The sequence below is a fragment of the Rhizobium sp. NLR10b genome, from assembly GCF_019685435.1.
GTDB lineage: Bacteria > Pseudomonadota > Alphaproteobacteria > Rhizobiales > Rhizobiaceae > Rhizobium.
The window spans coordinates 194,336-212,667 of the sequence record NZ_JABDWV010000007.1 but is presented as its reverse complement, the minus strand read 5'-3'; the positions used below and the strand labels follow the sequence as shown (position 1 = coordinate 212,667).

Annotated in this window: 16 protein-coding genes; 2 read left to right on the top strand and 14 right to left on the bottom strand. The window is 61.0% G+C overall.

Features of this window, described 5'->3' with window-relative positions:
- Window positions 1-149: 149 nt before the first annotated feature.
- Window positions 150-869, top strand: a complete 720-nt coding sequence (gene lexA / locus HJB91_RS13775) for a transcriptional repressor LexA (protein ID WP_221154987.1) — start codon at window positions 150-152, stop codon at window positions 867-869.
- Here lexA and HJB91_RS13770 read toward each other — a convergent pair.
- On the bottom strand, window positions 850-3,282 hold the full coding sequence (locus HJB91_RS13770; protein WP_221154986.1) for a ComEC/Rec2 family competence protein: 2,433 nt from the start codon (window positions 3,280-3,282) through the stop codon (window positions 850-852). The genes lexA and HJB91_RS13770 overlap by 20 nt on opposite strands.
- Before the next feature lie 291 nt (window positions 3,283-3,573).
- On the opposite strand from HJB91_RS13770, the gene gltA reads away from it, so the two are divergent.
- Window positions 3,574-4,863 carry a citrate synthase gene (gene gltA, locus HJB91_RS13765; RefSeq protein WP_004678636.1) on the top strand — a complete coding sequence of 430 codons (1,290 nt, stop codon included), beginning with the start codon at window positions 3,574-3,576 and terminating at the stop codon, window positions 4,861-4,863.
- 27 nt (window positions 4,864-4,890) lie between these two features.
- Here the strand turns inward: gltA and lpxB are convergent, their stop codons facing one another.
- From lpxB to rpsB, 13 genes are all read right to left on the bottom strand, one after another.
- Window positions 4,891-6,060, bottom strand: coding sequence for a lipid-A-disaccharide synthase (lpxB, locus tag HJB91_RS13760; RefSeq protein WP_221154985.1), 1,170 nt, complete (start codon window positions 6,058-6,060; stop codon window positions 4,891-4,893).
- Window positions 6,057-6,938, bottom strand: coding sequence for an LpxI family protein (locus HJB91_RS13755; protein ID WP_210631507.1), 882 nt, complete (start codon window positions 6,936-6,938; stop codon window positions 6,057-6,059). The genes lpxB and HJB91_RS13755 overlap by 4 nt, the downstream gene beginning before the upstream one ends.
- Window positions 6,939-6,941: 3 nt before the next feature.
- Window positions 6,942-7,760 carry an acyl-ACP--UDP-N-acetylglucosamine O-acyltransferase gene (lpxA, locus tag HJB91_RS13750; protein WP_210631508.1) on the bottom strand — a complete coding sequence of 273 codons (819 nt, stop codon included), beginning with the start codon at window positions 7,758-7,760 and terminating at the stop codon, window positions 6,942-6,944.
- Window positions 7,757-8,224 (bottom strand): 3-hydroxyacyl-ACP dehydratase FabZ, encoded by a 468-nt coding sequence (fabZ, locus tag HJB91_RS13745; RefSeq protein ID WP_210631509.1) that lies wholly within the window; start codon window positions 8,222-8,224, stop codon window positions 7,757-7,759. The genes lpxA and fabZ overlap by 4 nt, the downstream gene beginning before the upstream one ends.
- Complete coding sequence (gene lpxD / locus HJB91_RS13740) at window positions 8,217-9,281, bottom strand: UDP-3-O-(3-hydroxymyristoyl)glucosamine N-acyltransferase (RefSeq protein ID WP_221154984.1); 1,065 nt, start codon at window positions 9,279-9,281, stop codon at window positions 8,217-8,219. The genes fabZ and lpxD overlap by 8 nt, the downstream gene beginning before the upstream one ends.
- Before the next feature lie 50 nt (window positions 9,282-9,331).
- Window positions 9,332-11,671: an outer membrane protein assembly factor BamA gene (gene bamA, locus HJB91_RS13735; protein ID WP_210631511.1), complete on the bottom strand. Its 2,340-nt coding sequence runs from the start codon at window positions 11,669-11,671 to the stop codon at window positions 9,332-9,334.
- A 202-nt stretch (window positions 11,672-11,873) separates the two neighbouring features.
- Window positions 11,874-13,001, bottom strand: a complete 1,128-nt coding sequence (gene rseP, locus HJB91_RS13730; RefSeq protein WP_221124080.1) for an RIP metalloprotease RseP — start codon at window positions 12,999-13,001, stop codon at window positions 11,874-11,876.
- Window positions 13,002-13,029: 28 nt separating this feature from the next.
- Window positions 13,030-13,860, bottom strand: a complete 831-nt coding sequence (locus HJB91_RS13725; protein WP_221154983.1) for a phosphatidate cytidylyltransferase — start codon at window positions 13,858-13,860, stop codon at window positions 13,030-13,032.
- The gene (locus HJB91_RS13720; RefSeq protein ID WP_210631514.1) at window positions 13,860-14,603 is read right to left on the bottom strand and encodes an isoprenyl transferase; all 744 of its coding nucleotides are present in this window, start codon (window positions 14,601-14,603) and stop codon (window positions 13,860-13,862) included. The genes HJB91_RS13725 and HJB91_RS13720 overlap by 1 nt, the downstream gene beginning before the upstream one ends.
- A gap of 37 nt (window positions 14,604-14,640) precedes the next feature.
- A complete protein-coding gene (gene frr, locus HJB91_RS13715; RefSeq protein WP_039619546.1) occupies window positions 14,641-15,201 on the bottom strand; it encodes a ribosome recycling factor in 561 nt (186 codons plus the stop codon).
- A 163-nt stretch (window positions 15,202-15,364) separates the two neighbouring features.
- Window positions 15,365-16,087, bottom strand: a complete 723-nt coding sequence (gene pyrH, locus HJB91_RS13710; protein WP_064691480.1) for a UMP kinase — start codon at window positions 16,085-16,087, stop codon at window positions 15,365-15,367.
- A 95-nt stretch (window positions 16,088-16,182) separates the two neighbouring features.
- Window positions 16,183-17,109: a translation elongation factor Ts gene (gene tsf, locus HJB91_RS13705; protein ID WP_210631515.1), complete on the bottom strand. Its 927-nt coding sequence runs from the start codon at window positions 17,107-17,109 to the stop codon at window positions 16,183-16,185.
- A 235-nt stretch (window positions 17,110-17,344) separates the two neighbouring features.
- Window positions 17,345-18,112 (bottom strand): 30S ribosomal protein S2, encoded by a 768-nt coding sequence (gene rpsB / locus HJB91_RS13700; RefSeq protein ID WP_003573382.1) that lies wholly within the window; start codon window positions 18,110-18,112, stop codon window positions 17,345-17,347.
- Between the last annotated feature and the right edge of the window lie 220 nt (window positions 18,113-18,332).

The following is an 18,332-nucleotide window of genomic DNA, read 5'->3' as shown; positions in this document are numbered from 1 at the left end:
ATGCAAGCGATGTGCGCCAATCCCGTCGAATGAAATTAAAAATCTCGACGAGTTGGCCCGAAGTTTTACGGAAATTTAGCTACTTGCGGAACACATATGGAACATATAGTGTCTGTTCTGGATTTGTTTCAATCAGGGGTCTGACGTCGATGCTCACGCGCAAACAACAGGAGCTTCTCCTTTTCATTCATGAGCGCATGAAGGAATCCGGCGTCCCTCCCTCCTTCGACGAAATGAAGGATGCCCTGGATCTCGCCTCGAAATCCGGCATTCACCGCCTGATCACGGCGCTCGAGGAGCGCGGCTTCATTCGCCGGCTACCGAATCGCGCCCGGGCGCTTGAAGTGATCAAGCTTCCGGAGGCCTATAACCCCAGCCTGCAACAGCGCCGCGGTTTTTCGCCGAGCGTCATCGAGGGCAGCCTCGGCAAACCCCAGCCGGTCGCCGCCCCCGCTGCCGCAAAGCCGGTCGCCGACAACGGCAACTCTGTCTCCGTGCCGGTCATGGGAAGAATCGCCGCCGGCGTTCCGATCTCGGCGATCCAGAACAACACGCATGACATCATCATTCCCGCGGACATGCTTGGCTCCGGTGAGCACTACGCGCTGGAGGTCAAGGGCGATTCGATGATCGACGCCGGCATCTTCGACGGCGACACCGTGATCATCCGCAACGGCAGCACCGCAAGTCCCGGCGACATCGTCGTTGCCCTCGTCGACGACGAGGAAGCAACGCTGAAACGCTTCCGCCGGAAGGGCGCCTCGATCGCGTTGGAAGCCGCCAACCCGGCTTACGAGACCCGGATTTTCGGGCCGGACCGCGTCAAGGTGCAGGGCAAGCTCGTCGGCCTCATTCGCCGTTATCACTGACAGCAGCCGGACCGGATTCGGTAAAACTGTCTTTGCGCCAATCATAGGCGCGATGGCGCATCCATGGCCGCGATAGCGCCTCGAATGCGGTTGCGACCTGCAGGCCGGCATCGGCGAAGCGCAATTCGACGGAACCGGTCCTGCGGAGCGTCTCGCCGGTGAAGAGCGTCCCGCCTGAACGGCAGCTGTTGAAACGCAGGCGGACTGAGGTCACGACGATATCGGCCGTATCGCAGGCCGGGCCGAGATAGGCGGCATTGTCGATGACGGTGACGATATGGCCATTGCCGAGTCGTGATGTGCACCACGCCTTCTTGACGCAGGAAAACCGGTTTGCTTCACCGCCTGCTGCGGCTGCCCGCATCGCTGCGCTCGCTTCGTTCTGCTGATCGCGGGAAAGCCTGACTCGGCGGTCTTCTCCTTCCGGCGGGATAGCCGGACCATCCAGCATCTTCGGTGGAACATGTGTCGGCAGGACCAGCGCTCGCTGCCACTGGTCGAAGATGAAATCCGGCGGGTTTTCACGGTTGGACGCGATTGCCTCAGCCGCAACGACCGCAACCAGACCACCATCCTCCGAAATCACCAGATCCGGCGGGCGGGGAGCCGGCAGCAGCAGTACGGTGAGTGTCGAGACGGCGATGATGGATGTGCCGACATGGCGCAGCCGGGTGCGCAGCAGCGTCAGCAGCAGAAAGCCTGCCACCGCCACTGCGAAATACCAGGCGGGCAAGCGGCCGATGCCGATATCGCCGCCCCAGCCGGACACCGTCTTGGCAACCGCAATCACCAGATCGAGGCCGAATCCGACCGCCGTCCAGAGCGGAGCATCCAGCCCGAAGGGCATGAGCAGCATCGCCAGCAGCCCGGCCGGCATGACGATGAAGGAGATGATCGGCATCGTCGCAAGGTTTGCCGGCAGGCCGTAAGCCGTCAGGCGATGAAAATGCTCGATCGAAAACAGGGCGGTGGAAAAACCGCCGATCAGCGAGGTCAGGAAGACGCCGCCGAAGAAACCGGCGACGACAACCACCGGCCTGATGATCGGCAATTTCAGGAAAGCGTTTTCACGGACACGCCTGTCCTTCCACAGCTGATAGCCCGATACCAAAGCCAATGTCGCGGCAAAGGACATCTGAAAGCTCGGTCCCAATACTTCCGAAGGTGAAATGGCGATGATGATGAGCGCAGAGAGAACGACATTGCGCAGGCTGATCGACGGCCGATCGAAGAAGACGGCAATCAGCATGATGGTCATCATGATAAAAGCGCGCTCGGCCGAAACCCCGAAACCGGAGATCAGGTAATAGGCGGTGACGGCCATGAGCGCACCGGCGGCGGCGATCTTCTTTGTCGGATAGGCTTGGGCGACGCCGGGAAAGAGGCAGAGCAGCATGCGGAAGCCGACGAAGAAGATGCCGGCCGACAGCGCCATGTTGAGGCCCGAGATCGCGACGATATGGGCAAGGCCGGACTGGCGCAGCGCCTCCGTCGTCGTCTTCGAGATGGCGCGCCGTTCATCCGTCACCAGAGCAGCGGCAAAAGCGCCGGTATCGCCGGGCAGGATCGATCTTATGCGGTCGCCGATGCTGCTGCGCAGCCGGTAGAGCCATTCGAACAGAGCGTCCGACGTCGAGCTGGCCGCCTGCGGGCCTGCCTCCAAGTCGAGTTTCTCCGGCGCACCATAGAAGAAACCGTTGGCACCGATGCCGTCGAAATAGGCACCGAAGGAGAAATCGTTGAGCGCGGGAAGTGCGGGGCCCGCCGGCGGTGTCAGCCGTGCCTTGCCGGTGATGATGTCGCCGATTTCGAAAGGCGCATCGGCGCCCCGGACGATCGCGGTGATGCGTCTCGGCGGCCGTTTCAGCTCCGGAGCCTCGGTGCCTGTGACGGCAAGAATGTAGCGCCAGCGCCCGCGGCCGTCCCCTTCCCGCCGTTCGACACGGCCGGTCACCGTCGTCGTCACGGATGAATCGAGGATCACCGTCGAAGCCCGCCAGCTCTCAAACTGAGCCGAGAGCATGCCGCCGGCGAAAAGTGCCAGCGCCATCAAACTTGCGCGCAAGGCCGGCCGGCTGGGACCGGTGAGGAAAACCGCGGCCGCCGACACCAGCAAGCAGAGCAGCGATGGAACGAGGGGCAAATCCGATGCCGCAAGAAACCAGAAGGCCGAGCCGGCTCCGAGGAAGACCGGCGAGAACAGCAGCATTCGGCCATAATCGGCCTCTTCGCCCAGCATGTAGGCTCCGGCAGGCAGCGATTGCCGGGCGGCGGCCAGCAGCCGATGACGCAACGGGGTCTGCGACTGCGTCCTTACCGATTGAGTCACCACCGCAGGCGCAGGAAAATTCGGCGGATCGGCAAGGCCGGCGCCCACTTGCGGCCGCAATTCGGCTGTCGTCTGTTCCTGCATGCGCCGCCCAAAATGACCCCCGCGAAGTCGCCAGAATGCAACCTTCACGCAAATCCGGCAAGAATAATCGGTTGAAATACGAAGGAAAAACCAAAGGAGCAAAAGGCAAGTCGAATCATCGGCTTCCGTTATGCGTGCGGCTCATCGCTGCGGTGCCTAAAAGGTGATGCCGCAATGCACAAAATGCCATCACGGTAACTTGGCATTAGCGTCACGATCATATAGCTATCGGAAAGGACGCTTAACCCCTATGGCGCTTTTGTGGCGCCACCGACATTTCGGAGGATCAGCATGACGGATCAAAGCGCTACAATAAAAATCGGTGACAAATCAGTCGACCTCGCCGTTAAAAGCGGCACGATCGGCCCGAGCGTCATCGACATCGGTGCCCTCTACAAAAACACCGCTTCCTTCACTTACGATCCGGGCTTCACCTCGACCGCATCCTGTGAATCCAAAATCACCTATATCGACGGTGACGAAGGTGTGCTGCTGCACCGCGGCTATCCAATCGAGCAGCTTGCCGAGCACGGCGACTTCCTCGAGGTCTGCTACCTCCTGCTCTACGGCGAACTGCCGACGGCCGCGCAGAAGAAGGACTTCGACTATCGCGTCACGCACCACACGATGGTGCATGAGCAGATGAGCCGCTTCTTCACCGGCTTCCGCCGTGATGCGCATCCGATGGCTGTGATGTGCGGCTGTGTCGGCGCCCTGTCGGCCTTCTATCACGACTCCACAGACATCACCGATCCGCACCAGCGCATGGTCGCCAGCCTGCGCATGATCGCCAAGATGCCGACGCTTGCCGCTATGGCCTACAAGTATCATATCGGCCAGCCCTTCGTTTACCCGAAGAACGACCTCGACTATGCGTCGAACTTCCTGCGCATGTGCTTTGCCGTCCCCTGCGAGGAATATGTGGTCAATCCGGTGCTTGCCCGCGCCATGGACCGCATCTTCATCCTGCATGCCGATCACGAGCAGAACGCTTCGACCTCGACCGTCCGTCTCGCCGGTTCGTCGGGCGCCAACCCGTTCGCCTGCATCGCCGCCGGCATCGCCTGCCTCTGGGGCCCCGCCCATGGCGGCGCCAACGAAGCGGCTCTCAACATGCTGACGGAAATCGGCACGGTCGACCACATTCCGGAATATATTGCCCGCGCCAAGGACAAGAACGATCCGTTCCGGCTGATGGGCTTCGGCCACCGCGTCTATAAGAACTACGATCCGCGCGCCAAGATCATGCAGAAGACGACGCATGAAGTGCTTGGCGAACTCGGCATCAAGGACGATCCGTTGCTGGAAGTTGCGATGGAGCTGGAGCGCATCGCGCTCACCGACGAATATTTCATCGAGAAGAAGCTCTATCCCAATATCGACTTCTATTCCGGCATTACGCTGAAGGCGCTGGGCTTCCCCACCACCATGTTCACCGTGCTCTTCGCGCTTGCCCGCACCGTCGGCTGGATCGCCCAGTGGAACGAGATGATCGAGGATCCGGAACAGCGCATCGGCCGTCCGCGCCAGCTATATGTCGGTGAACCGAAGCGCGACTACATCCCGGTTTCGAAGCGCTGATCGCTTCAGAGCTCAAAAGAAACCCGGTCAGGAATGGCCGGGTTTTTTCTTGTTCAAAACGTCGAGAAGGATTTCGGCAGCCTGTTCGCCGGGCGGCTTTTCCGTCTGCATGCGCTGCCAGATGAGCTCGTAGCCTTCCTTCATCGCCTTAAGCTGATAGGTGTCGGCCGACAGCCTTTCCATCCAGCGCGCAAGGCTTGCGCCGCGAACGACATCGTTCAGATATTCCGGCACGACCGGGTAATCCGCGATCAGGTTCGGCAGCGCGCCGGTCCAGGTCTTGATGCCCGATGTCAGCATGCGCATGATCCAGTCGACCTTGTAGGCGGAGACGACGGGAACGTCGGCAAGGGCGAGTTCGAGAATAACGGTTCCGGACGCCGCCATGGCCGCATCGGCCTCGGCAAAGGCCTTCCATTTTGCTTGCGCGCCGACGACGATCTCTGGCTTTACCGCCCACGCCGCCGTGATTTCGCGGACAAGCGCTTGCCTGTGCGTCACCGTCGGCAGAATGAAGCGTGTCGGCCCATTGCGGGCGACGATTTCATTCGCGGCGATCTCGAAGTAAGGCAGAAGCTTCTGGATCTCGGAGGAGCGCGAGCCGGGAAGAAGCAGGATCGGAGCGTTACCTGGCTGCCTTCCCAGGCGCAGGCGACGTGTCTCCAGCAGCGCTGGGTCGGCGACCAGACGATGCCCGACGTATGTCGTCGCCGGCCCATTGAGGCGCTGCATGGCTGCCGGTTCAAAGGGCAGGACGGCAAGCACGTGATCGACATAGGCGAGCATGCGCGTGGCGCGATATTCCTTCCAGGCCCAGACGCTCGGACAGACGTAATTGACGACCGGCAGATCGGGCAACGCGGTGCGCACGCGCTTGGCGACGCGATGGGTGAAATCGGGACTGTCGATGATGACAAGAATATCCGGCTTTGCGGCGACGATCTCAGCCGTGGTTTGACGGATCAGGCCAAACAGCCTTGGCAGCCGGCTCAGCACCTGGGTGATGCCCATGATCGACAGCTCGGAAAAATCGAACAGGGATTTCAACCCCTCCGCCTGCAGCCCCTCGCCGCCAACGCCGACAAGCTCCACCGGCCCGCTGTAAATCCGCTTCAGCGCCGCGATGAGATCGGCGCCAAGCAGATCGCCCGACACTTCCCCGGCAATGACGGCGATCTTCAGCGGCGCTCCGTTCATTCGAGCCCCCATGCCGGCAGACCACGATCGATGCCGCAGACGAACAACCCAGCCTCGTCGGCGGCGCTGATGACCGCGGTCCGATCAAGCACCAGCGAGCGACCGGCCTCGATTGCGATGCCGGCAAGGCCGGCTTTCGCAGCGTTCAGGATTGTGGCAACGCCGATCGCCGGCAGGTCAGCGCGAATGTCCTGTTGCGGCTTGCAGAGCTTGACGAGCACGCCGCGGCGGCGCGGCGAAATCCGTCCGGCGGTCCTGAGGCCGGCAACACGGTCCAGCATCTCATCTGTGCCCTCAAGTCCTTCCAGCGCGACAACGCGCCCGCCGATGCTGACTGCACCCTGCCCGACATCCAGCCGGCCAAGCGTCTCGGCGGCATCGGCGGCTCGGCTGATATCTCGCCGGTCTTCCTCGCCGGGGGCGGCGGCACCAAGCGGGCCAACGGAAGCGAGCAGGTCGGGGGCGATCTCGTGGGCGCCGACGACCCGCCGCCCGTTCCCCTCGATCAACCGGATCACCATCTGCAGAACCGTATCGTCGCCGCCTGAGAGCAATGTGCGAATGGCGGCCGGGACCTTCATCAGAATGCGCAACGTCGGGCGCACCTCGCGCCATTCCGGCCGGCGGCGCACACTTCCCGACATCACCACACGTCCGACGCCATATCGGTTGAAGAGGCCCTCAAGGGCGGCGAAATCGCCGATGCCGATAACGGCGTGATCATAGCCTTCCCAACGTGGATCACTTTCGTCCTTCAGCGCGACGATAACGGGATTTTCGCCAGCCGCGCGCGCGGCTTCGGCGACATAGCAAGGCAGAAGGCCACCGCCGGCGATGATCGCCAACCGGCCCGCAGCGGTGTCGCCTGTTAAAGCCACGGACTAGCCCTTCTGCCCCCGGGTCGGCGAGGACAGTGCGCGGTCGCTGTCGGCTGCAATGAAGTCGAGGATCTGCACCACCTGCTCGCAATCGGCATATTCCTCACGGATCGCGGCGGCGTTTTCGCGCACGGAGCCCGTTCCTTCGAAGATCGCCTTGTAGGCGCGGCGCACCCGGTGGATGACGGCGCGGTCGATGCCGGCCCGCGTCATGCCGACGACGTTGAGGCCGCCCAGCAGACCTGGATTACCGTTCAGCATGCCATAGGGAATGACATCGTAACTCACCGCCGACAGGCCGCCGACGAAGGCGTGGCGGCCGACGCGGGTGAACTGGTGAACAGCCGAGCCGCCGCCCAGGATAACGCGATCCTCGATGACGACATGGCCGGCGAGCATGACGTTGTTCGACATGATCACATGGTTGCCGACCCGGCAGTCGTGCGCGACGTGGGAATTGGCAAGGAAAAGGTTGTTGTCGCCAACGATCGTCTGGCCGCCGAAATCGGCCGTGCCGGTGTTCATCGTCACACCTTCGCGGATCGTGCAATTGGCGCCGACCGTCAGCGTCGTTTCCTCGCCGCCGTGGTGCACGCTCTGCGGATCACCGCCGACCACGGCCATCGGAAAGATGCGCGTGCCTTTGCCGATCACGGTGCGGCCGTTGACGACCGCATGCGCCAGGAGCTCGACATTCGCATGCAGGACAACATGCGGCCCGACATGGCAGAAAGGACCGATTTTGACGCCCTCGCCGATGGTAGCTCCGTCTTCGACGACAGCCATCGGATGAATACGGGCGCTTTCGGCGATATTGCTCATGCCTGATCCTTACGAACGATCATCGCGCCGATATCGGCTTCGGCGACAAGTGCGCCGTCGACCTTGGCGTCGCAATGGAATTTCCAGATATTGCCACGCTGCTTGTGCTTCTTCACGTGGAATTCGACGCGGTCGCCGGGCACGACCGGCTTGCGGAAGCGCGCATTCTCGATGGTCATGAAGTAGACGAGGTTGCCGGTCTGCCCTTCCTTCTTGGCGCAGATGGCGCCCGCCGTCTGCGCCATGCCCTCGATCAGCAAAACCCCGGGCATGATCGGCGCTTCGGGAAAATGGCCGGTGAAATGCGGCTCGTTCACCGTGACGTTCTTGATGCCGATCGCCGCGTTGTCGCCGTCGATCTCGATGATCTTGTCGACCATGAGAAACGGATAGCGATGCGGCAGCAGCTTCATGATTTCGGAAATATCAGCCGAAGAAAGCGTCGTCGTGGCTTCCTCAGTCATCTTGCTTGCCTCCAGGGTTCCTCCCGCGCAACTTGGACTTCGACACCTGTTGCGCGGCCTCTCTCAGATAGTCTTTTAGCGGACGTGCAGGGACACCGCCATATTGTCCGCCGGCGGCAAGGTCGGTCATGATACCGCTTTTGGCAGCGATCTGCACGCCGTCACCGATCGTCACATGCCCCTTGATTCCCACCTGGCCGCCGATCTGCACGCCATTGCCGATCTTCGTGCTGCCGGCGATGCCGACCTGCGAAACGATGGCGCAATGGCGGCCGATCTGGACGTTGTGGCCAATCTGGACCTGATTGTCGATTTTTGTCCCCTGGCCGATCACAGTGTCGTCCATGGCGCCGCGGTCGACGGTGGTGTTGGCGCCGATCTCGACATTGTCCTGGATAATCACCCGGCCGATCTGAACGATCTTGATCATGCCGCGCGGCCCCGGTGCATAACCAAAACCATCCTGGCCGATCCGAACGCCATTGTGGAGGATGACGCCATTGCCGATCAGCGCGCAAAGAATGCTCGCTCCAGCCGCAATCGAACAATCCCGGCCGATCTTGACATTCGGGCCAATGACGCTGTTCGCGCCGATGCGCGTTCCCGTCCCGATCTCGGCATGCGCACCAATCACGGCCAACGGTTCGACGATCACGCCCTTTTCAAGTTTGGCGCTCTGATCGATGATCGCGCTCGGAGCAATCTCGCTTTCACCCGAAAGAGCGACCGGACGCAATGCTGCGGGGTAGAACAAGCCTCCCGCCATTGCGAAGGCAGCATGCGGATTGGACGAAAAGATAACCGGAAGATGCGGAGGAACGAGATCGGCAAGCGCTTTGTCGCAGATCACCGCCGAGGCCTCGCATGTCGCAAACTCCTCCCGGTTACGGCGCGACAGGATATAACAGACATCGCCAGCCCGCGCCCGGCTGATGGGGGCGACAGACTTGACGATAACATCGGCATGATCGGAATTGGCGAGTTCTGCCCCAAGAAACTCTGCCAGCTCAGCGAGCCTCAGACCTTCATGGGGCAGAAAAAAACCGTTTTGCTCCATCGGCAATGCTCCAGAACGGAATTGAGTCTTACAGTTCCGGACTGCCGATATCAGAATTGGTTGTTGATGCCAAACTTGAAGTTCTGCGTCTTGTCGAAGTCTTCCTTGAGAACCGGGATTGCGTAATCCAGACGCAATGCACCGAAAGGAGACTGCCAGACGACGCCGACACCGACGGAAGCGCGCAGCGAGGCGTCTTCGCCCTCAATGCCGTCGCCCCTCAGGTCAACGTCGTTGCCGAACAACGTGCCGGCATCGGCGAAGACCGCGCCGCGCAGGTTGAAGTCGCGCGGGAAGCCCGGCATCGGGAACGTCGCTTCGGCCGATGCGGTGAAGTACGTTGTGCCGCCCAGCGGATCGTCGTTGTCACCCCTGACGCGTGGGCCGATACCCTTGTTCTCGAAACCGCGAATGTCGCCATTGGTCAGCGTGAACTGGTCGAAGACATTCAGGTGCTCACCGAAGCCGACGACATAACCCGCCGAGGCCGAAACCGAGCCGATGATATCGGCATCATCAGCAAGCAGGTGGTAGTAGCGGGCCTTGCCGTAGATCTTATAGAACTGCGAGTCGCCACCGAGGCCGGCAATTTCCTGCGTCGCCGTCGCGTAGATGCCTTCGCGCGGCAGAACAGTGTCATCGAGCGTGTTGTAGGTCAGCGTCTGCGAGACGGAGGAACGTGTCCACGGGCTGTCCTCAACGAGGTGCTGATACGGAGCGGACAGATCGGAAAGATCGCTGTTGTCAGCGTCGTACTTCATCTGCTTGTAGTTATAGCGGAAAGTCGTCGCCAGATCTTCGGTGATCGGCGCCGTGACGCGCAGAACGACGCTGGTTTCCTGGTAGTCGTAATTGTCGTTGCTCGACGTTTCACTGTGGTTGACGTCGAAGCCCGCCGCCAGGCGGTAGCCGAGGAAATAGGGTTCGGTGAAGCTGACGCCGTAGGCGCGCGAGCCTTCCTGACCGCCGCCGGCCGAGATGCGGATGTACTGACCGCGGCCAAGGAAGTTCTTTTCTTCGATCGATGCTTCGAGCAGCAGACCGTCGCCGCCGGCGGCATAACCCGCGCCGACACCGAACGAACCGGTCGACTGATCCTGCACGTCGACCACCACCACGACACGATCGGGGGAGCTGCCCGGCTGCGTGGAGATATTGACGGAAGAGAAGTAACCGAGCGCCTCCAGACGACGCTTGGCCTTGGTGATCATCTGCTGATTGAAGGCGTCACCTTCGCTCATGTCAAATTCGCGGCGGATGACGTAGTCGCGCGTACGGCTGTTGCCGCGGATCTCGATGCGCTCCACATAGGCGCGCTCGCCCTGGTCGACGAGATATTCGACACCGATCGTGTTGTTGTTGAGGTCGCGGTTACCGCGCGGTGTGACGCGCGCAAAGGGATAACCGGCCGACGCAACCTGATCAGAGATCGCTTCGATCGACTTCTGCACTTCCTTGGCGCTATAGACGTGACCTTCCTTCGTGCGCACCAGCGGCAGCAGCTGATCGGAGCCAACACCTTCGACGGTCGACTGGACGGTCACCGGTCCGAAGTCGTAGCGCTGACCTTCCTCGATGTTGAAGGTGAGCGTGTATTTGTTGGTCGCCTCGTCGAAGCTGGCATCGGAAGAGACGATGCGCATGTCGGCATAGCCCCGATTGTAATAGAACTGGCGCAGCGCTTCCTCGTCGGCGTGAAGCTTGTCTTCGTTGTAGACGTCCTTGCGGGTCAGGAACGAAAGGAAGTTCGAACGCTTGGTATTGATGACGGCAGCCAGACGACCGGCGCTGTAGGCATTGTTGCCGACGAAATTGATCGAATCGATCTTGGTGCGATCGCCCTCGTTGATGACAAAGGCGAGATTGACGCGGCCCTCGCCGAGCGGCACCACCTGCGTCGTCACTTCGACTTCGCTGCGGCCGGTGGCGGCATAGGCATCCTTGATCGCCTGGATGTCGGACTGGATCTGCGTGTCGCTGTAAGGACCGGCAGCATGCGTCTGGACGATCGTCGCGAGCTTGTCGTCCTTGATCTTGCGGTTGCCGTTGAAGACGACCTGATTGACGAGCTGGGCCTCCTGGACGTTGACGACGAGCGTGCCGCCGGAAACCGAAATCTTCACATCGGAGAAGTAGCCCGTGCCGTAAAGCTGTTTGACCGAGTTATCGATATCAGTGTTCGAGAAACTCTTGCCCGGCGTGATGGTGAGGTTCGACCGGACAGCTTCCGCGCCGACGCGGCTTGCGCCACGCACATCGATGCGCTGGATGACCGCGGCCTCAGCGGCCGTAGCGGAAACGAACGTCAAAGCACCTGCGCCCGAAGCAACAACACTAGCAGACAGCGCAACCGCCGATACTGCGTTCAAAAACTTTGAACCAGCCTTCATTTCACCTATTACCTTTTTTCCCTCGTCCCCGTCCCCGGGAGAACCCGATTCCGGTCACGTGTGTCGTTTTACCCGCTTTTGACATACAAGCAAGGGAGGGCGTTAATTTCTGTTTACTTCATTTCCAAGCGTGACCCATTCGCCACTACAGCCTTGAAACATCGTAAATAAATAGTAATTCCCTTGCCTTACGCGTTTACCCTCAGCTCAGGGTGATGTCGTTCCAGGTCGTGAAAACCATCAATGTCAATATCATTGCCAGGCCTATACGAAATGCAATTTCCTGGGCCTTGGCACCCAGCGGTTTTCCTCTGACCGCTTCCACCGCATAGAACATCAGGTGGCCACCATCAAGTACCGGAACCGGCATCAGGTTAAGCAATCCTATCGAAACCGACAGCACCGCAGCAAGCTGCAACACTGCCCCCAGGCCAAGCTTCGCCATCTGGCCGGTAGCCTGCGCCACACGGATCGGCCCGCCCAGTTGATCAGCCCGCATTGATCCGCTGAAGATGTTGCCGATATATTTGAAGGTGTCCGTGACGATTTGCCCGCTGGCGATCACGCCCTCACGCAGCGCCTGGAGCGGCGTGTAGGTCTGCAGCCGGAAATTGCCGGAGTTCTTGTCGGTAGCGATGCCGATCTGACCGACTTCCATCTTGTTGCCGAACTGATCGGTCTGGTCGACGCGCTGCGGCACCATCGGCACATCGAGCTTCTGGCCGCCGCGCTCGACTGTGACGACAATCCTCTGGCCGGGGCGCATGCCGACATAGCGGCGCACATCTTCAAACGTCTCGACCTTGCCGCCATCGAGGGCAACCAGGAGGTCGCCGGGAAGGATGCCGGCCGCGGCCGCCGAGCTCTCCGGCTTGACCTCGGCAACGACCGGGTCGGCGATCATGCGGCCATAGACGGTGAAGAGAACAGTGAAGATGGCGATCGCCAGCAGAAAATTGGCGATCGGACCGGCTGCGACAGTCGCGGCACGTTTCCACAGCTTGGCGCCGGCAAAGGAGCGCGCCCTCTCCTCCTCGGACATGGCGGCAAGCTTGTCGCTGTCCGGTTTGCTCGACGCATCCTCGTCGCCGAAGAAGCGGACGTAACCGCCAAGCGGGATCACGGAGATCTTCCAGCGTGTTCCATGACGGTCGGTGAAGCCGAACAGCTCGGGACCGAACCCGACCGAAAAGGCAAGGATACGAATGCCGCTCCAGCGCCCGACAAGGTAATGGCCCATCTCATGCACGAAGACGAGCAGCGAGAGCACCAGGATGAAGGTGACGATGTTCCCCATCACAAATGCGTATATGCCGGTCATCGCGTCCATGGGTTCCTTCCGTCAGGCTGCCGCGTCATCAGAGGCCGAACAATGCCGCTCCGAGCGACGTCATGCCAGCCCCCTTTATCAGGGAAAACAGTGTAGCAAGCAAGAACGCCGCAAAACAGGCGAAAATCAGCCCGTCGACGCGGTCCATGACGCCGCCATGGCCCGGAATAAGACGGCTCGAATCCTTGACGCCGAATTTTCGCTTGATGAAGGATTCGAAAAGATCGCCCGACTGGCTGCAGATCGACAGGATGAGCGCCACGCCGGCGGCGGCGACCTCGGCGCCCGGAAAGAGGAAATAGGCGAGAAGGATGCCCGCTGCGACCGCAGAAACGGCGCCCCCGATTGCACCAGACCATGTCTTTCCCGGGGAGATCGATGGGGCAAGCTTCGGTCCGCGGAGCCTCCTGCCGACGAAATAGGCAAGGATATCGGTCGCCCAGACGACAGCAAAGACGAAAAGCATGGCGTAAAGACCGGGCTGGTCGTCGCTTCTGATCGCGGCGAGTGCCAGGCCCGTGGCGCCGGCATAGAAGAGGCCGACAGGCAGCCAGCGACTCGTGCCGTGCAGAATGATCAGGGCTATGCCGACGGCGGTGGCCCCGGCCAGCATGCCGGCGGCGAATTCGAAATTGCCGACAAGCACGAGGAAGGCGACCGCCGCTTCGCCGATCCAGCCGACCACATTGGCGACCCAATCCCGCGCAATGCCGGTTATCTTAGACCATTCATAATAGATCAGCAGGCCAATCACCGTCGCCAGGGTGCGAAAGGCAGGGCCGCCATACCAGGTGGCGACGAGAACGATGACCGCGAGAATCAATCCTGAAACGATGCGGAGCTTCAATTCCCTCTGCATCAGGTGCCGACCGCAGCTGCCTGCGATGACAGGCCGCCGAAGCGCCGGTCGCGGGAGGCGAATTTTTCCAGCGCCGAGCGGAAAATCTCCGGGCTGAAATCGGGCCAGTATTCCGGGACGAAGATGAATTCCGAATAGGCGGCCTGCCAAAGCAGGAAGTTGGAAAGCCGTTCCTCGCCGCTGGTGCGGATGATGAGATCCGGATCGGGGATGCCCGCCGTGTCGAGACGGGCGTTGATCAGCGCGGGGGTGATGTCCTGTGCCCGCAGGCGGCCGGACTCGACGTCCTTCGCCAGGCTCACCACGGCGCGCGAGATTTCATCGCGCGAGCCGTAATTGAAGGCGATGACCAGCGTCAGCGCCGTGTTGTCCCTGGTGGTCTCCTCCGCCTCCAGCAGCAGGCCGAGAATGTCGCTGCGCAGGCTGTGGCGGTCGCCGATCACCTTGATGCGCACATTCTGACGATGAAGCTCGGCCAGGTCGCGACGAATGAAAGCCTTGAGCAGACCGAGCAGATCGGAAACCTCGGCTTCGGGCCGGCGCCAATTCTCCGAGGAGAAGGCGAAGAGGGTGAGATATTTTATGCCGGCCGCACCGGCGGCGCGGACTGTCTCGCGTACGGCCTCGACACCCTTGCGATGGCCCATCGTGCGCGGCAAGCCGCGCTGCTTGGCCCAACGGCCATTGCCGTCCATGATGATGGCAACATGCTCTGGCACAGTCACAAATACAGATTCCGACATTTCCCGTCCGGTCTTTCCAGGCAAAGGCACAGGTCCACTAGACCTGCATGATTTCCTTTTCCTTCTCGCCAAGCAAGCGGTCGATTTCGGAAATCGTCTCGTCCGTCATCTTCTGTACGCGTTCGGACTGCGCACGGCTCTCGTCCTGGCCGATTGCACCGTCCTTTTCGGCTTTCTTGAGTCCGTCCATGCCGTCGCGGCGGACATGGCGAATCGCGACCTTGCTCTTTTCGGCATAGTCGTGCGCCACCTTGACGAGCGACTTGCGGCGCTCCTCGTTCAGCTCCGGCAACGGAATGCGCAGGCTCTGGCCGTCGACGATCGGGTTGAGGCCCAGATTGGATTCGCGGATGCCACGTTCGACGGCGCTGACCATCGACTTGTCCCAGACGGAAACCGTCAGCATGCGCGGCTCGGGCACGGTGATGTTGGCGACCTGGTTCAAGGGCACGCGCGAACCATAGGCCTCGATCGTCACCGGATCGAGGATGTTGGCCGAAGCACGGCCGGTGCGCAACGATGCGATGTCGCTCTTGAATGCAGAGACCGCGCCGTCCATCCGGCGCTTCAGTTCCTTGATATCGATACCTTCACTCATGTCGATGCTCCCGTTTAGAGCGATGCCGAAAAGTCAGCGGTTTTCGGGACGTCTCATGCTCTAATTCTTTAATGTAGAACATGTTTCAGTTTTCAGGCCAACCGGACCTAAAGCTCAACCATGTTCTAGCGAGGGCTGCGCCGAAACCGCGGCGCGGCTTGTATCAGTTGTCGGAGACGATGGTCTTGAGGCCACCGCCCGTCAAGATTTCAGCAAAACCACCCTTCTCGTGGATCGAGAAGACGATGATCGGAATGGAATTTTCCCTGGCAAGCGCCACGGCGGCAACGTCCATCACCGCAAGCCCCCTGTCCAGCACCTCCTGGTGGGTCAGGCGGTCGAAGCGGGTCGCATCGGGATATTTCTTCGGGTCGGCGGTGTAGATGCCGTCCACCTGCGTGCCCTTGAAGATCGCTTGCGCGCCCATTTCGGCGGCGCGCAGTGCGGCGGCGGAATCGGTGGTGAAGAAGGGATTGCCGGTGCCGCCGGCAAAGATCACCACGCGTCCCATCGACAGATGATAAAGGGTCGCTCGCTGCGAGAAGCTCTCGCAGATCTCCGGCATGGAGATGGCCGAAAGCACCACCGTATCGATGTTCAGCTTGCGCAGCGAGGTTGCCAGCGCGAGCGCGTTGATGATGGTGCCGAGCATGCCCATATGGTCGCCGGTCACCCGGTCGCCGCCTTTGGATGCGACTGCGACACCGCGGAAGATATTGCCGCCACCGACGACGACGCCGACTTCCACGCCCATATGCCTTGCCTCGGCGATATCGGATGCAATGCGGTCCGCCACCGCGACATCGATCCCGAAACCCTGGCCACCCATGAGCGCTTCGCCGGAAGCCTTGAGCAGAACGCGTTTATAGACAGGCTCTAAAGACATCTTGGCTCCTCGTAAATTGCCGTGAATGCCCGATACACGAAGGGCACCGCGTTGTCACGCGATGCCCTGGCGTTTTCCCAATTATGGCTGAAAGATCAACCCTTGACGGCAGCCGCGACTTCAGCCGCGAAATCGGTCTCTTCCTTCTCGACGCCTTCGCCGAGCAGGAGACGTGCCATGCCGGCAACTTCGATCGGGGCGCCGACGGCCTTTTCAGCTTCCTTGATGGCGGCTGCGACGGTGAGATCGGGATTGATGACGAAAGACTGCGAGAGAAGAGCGACTTCCTCGAAGAACTTGCGCATGCGGCCTTCGACCATCTTTTCGATGATGTTGTCGGGTTTGCCCGAAGCGCGCGACTGCTCGATGAAGACGTTGCGCTCGCGTTCGGCGACGGCGGCATCGACCTCCTCCGGGCGGATCGCCAGCGGCGCGGTCGCAGCAATGTGCATGGCGACCTGGCGGCCGATTGCGTTCAGGGCTTCCTTGTCACCGGTCGACTTCAGCGCCACGAGAACGCCGAGCTTGCCAAGGCCGTCGGAAACCGCATTGTGGATATAGGTGGCGACGACGCCGTCCTCGACGGAGAGAGCGATCGAACGGCGCAGGTTCATGTTCTCGCCGATCGTTGCGATCGCATCCTTGATCGTGTCGGAAACGGACTTGCCGGATGCCGGGTACGTCGCAGCGCCGACGGCCTCGACAGTGCCGTTCGTCGAGACGGCGACCTTGGCGATGCCGCGGACGAGATCCTGGAAGGCATCATTACGGGCGACGAAGTCGGTTTCGGAGTTGACTTCGACGACGACGGCCTTCGTGCCTTCGCTCGAAACGCCGACGAGGCCTTCGGCGGCGGTACGGCCGGACTTCTTGTCAGCCTTGGCGATGCCCTTGGCGCGCAGCCAGTCGATCGCCGCTTCCATGTCGCCGCCGGTTTCAGCAAGAGCCTTCTTGCAGTCCATCATGCCTGCGCCGGTCTTTTCGCGCAGTTCCTTCACCATTGCAGCCGTAATCTCGCTCATTATCTTCCTCTTGTCGGTTCAAACGGTGGACCGCAAAGCGGCGCGGCACCGGATTGAGGCACGAAATGTACCTGTATGTATGACAGCGTGATGAAGACGCGCCATAACGAAACTTTACTGACGGAGCGCCTGACGCCTCCGCCTTGAAACAGGTAAGGCCGCCGAACTTCGATGAGTCGCGAGCGGCCTTCCCAGTCTGCAAGCTTTGACGGAGTTTTGTCTCCGCCCGCCTTCATCAGCCTTCGGCTGCTTCCTCGAGAGCCGGCTCGACCGGAACTTCGGAGGATGCGCCGAGATCACGGCCGGAAGAGCTCTGCTGGCGCGCAATGCCGTCGATGGCAGCGCGGGAGATCAGCTCGCAATACAGGGCGATGGCGCGCGATGCGTCGTCGTTGCCCGGGATCGGATAGTCGATCAGGTCCGGATCGCAGTTCGAATCGATGATGGCGACGACCGGGATGCCGAGGCGCTTGGCTTCGTCGATCGCGATCTTTTCCTTGTTGGTGTCGATGATGAACATCAGGTCGGGCGTGCCGCCCATATCGCGGATACCGCCGAGAGCCTTGTCGAGCTTTTCACGCTCGCGCTCGAGGTTCAGGCGTTCCTTCTTGGTGAAGCCCTGCGCTTCGCCATTGAGGATCTCGTCGAGCTTGCGCAGGCGCTGGATCGAGTTGGAGATCGTCTTCCAGTTCGTCATCATGCCGCCGAGCCAGCGCGAGTTGACGTAGTACTGGGCCGAGCGCTTGGCGCTGTCGGCGATGATCTCGGACGCCTGGCGCTTGGTGCCGACGAAGAGAACGCGGCCGCCGCGGGCGACGGTGTCGCTGACGACCTGGAGGGCGCGCGACAGCATCGGAACGGTCTGGGCCAGGTCGATGATGTGGATGTTGTTGCGATCGCCGAAGATATACGGCTTCATCTTCGGGTTCCAGCGATGGGTCTGGTGGCCGAAGTGGACGCCTGCTTCAAGAAGCTGACGCATAGAAAAATCAGGCAATGCCATGCCTTGTTACTCCTTTTCCGGTTGAACCTCCGCAAGACGAACAGCACCCTCTTCGAGAATGCCACCGGCGGAACAGCCCGGATTTCTCCCGGGCGATCCCATGCCTTACGTGTGGAATGCCGGTGCCCATACATTCGAATTGGCACGAAAGCAAGGCCCATGCTGGAAAAACCGATCCAACGCCCTATGCAGGACAACAATTGACGTCATCGCAGCGGAA

Bases quoted from the DNA above. Each gene is read 5' to 3' on its own strand.
- rpsB (WP_003573382.1), bottom strand. From the start codon at position 18,112: ATGGCATTGCCTGATTTTTCTATGCGTCAGCTTCTTGAAGCAGGCGTC.
- lpxA (WP_210631508.1), bottom strand. From the start codon at position 7,760: ATGAGCAATATCGCCGAAAGCGCCCGTATTCATCCGATGGCTGTCGTC.
- frr (WP_039619546.1), bottom strand. From the start codon at position 15,201: ATGAGTGAAGGTATCGATATCAAGGAACTGAAGCGCCGGATGGACGGC.
- HJB91_RS13725 (WP_221154983.1), bottom strand. From the start codon at position 13,860: ATGCAGAGGGAATTGAAGCTCCGCATCGTTTCAGGATTGATTCTCGCG.
- gltA (WP_004678636.1), top strand. From the start codon at position 3,574: ATGACGGATCAAAGCGCTACAATAAAAATCGGTGACAAATCAGTCGAC.
- pyrH (WP_064691480.1), bottom strand. From the start codon at position 16,087: ATGTCTTTAGAGCCTGTCTATAAACGCGTTCTGCTCAAGGCTTCCGGC.
- rseP (WP_221124080.1), bottom strand. From the start codon at position 13,001: ATGGACGCGATGACCGGCATATACGCATTTGTGATGGGGAACATCGTC.
- tsf (WP_210631515.1), bottom strand. From the start codon at position 17,109: ATGAGCGAGATTACGGCTGCAATGGTGAAGGAACTGCGCGAAAAGACC.
- fabZ (WP_210631509.1), bottom strand. From the start codon at position 8,224: ATGACTGAGGAAGCCACGACGACGCTTTCTTCGGCTGATATTTCCGAA.
- lexA (WP_221154987.1), top strand. From the start codon at position 150: ATGCTCACGCGCAAACAACAGGAGCTTCTCCTTTTCATTCATGAGCGC.
- lpxB (WP_221154985.1), bottom strand. From the start codon at position 6,060: ATGAACGGAGCGCCGCTGAAGATCGCCGTCATTGCCGGGGAAGTGTCG.
- lpxD (WP_221154984.1), bottom strand. From the start codon at position 9,281: ATGGAGCAAAACGGTTTTTTTCTGCCCCATGAAGGTCTGAGGCTCGCT.
- HJB91_RS13720 (WP_210631514.1), bottom strand. From the start codon at position 14,603: ATGTCGGAATCTGTATTTGTGACTGTGCCAGAGCATGTTGCCATCATC.
- HJB91_RS13770 (WP_221154986.1), bottom strand. From the start codon at position 3,282: ATGCAGGAACAGACGACAGCCGAATTGCGGCCGCAAGTGGGCGCCGGC.
- bamA (WP_210631511.1), bottom strand. From the start codon at position 11,671: ATGAAGGCTGGTTCAAAGTTTTTGAACGCAGTATCGGCGGTTGCGCTG.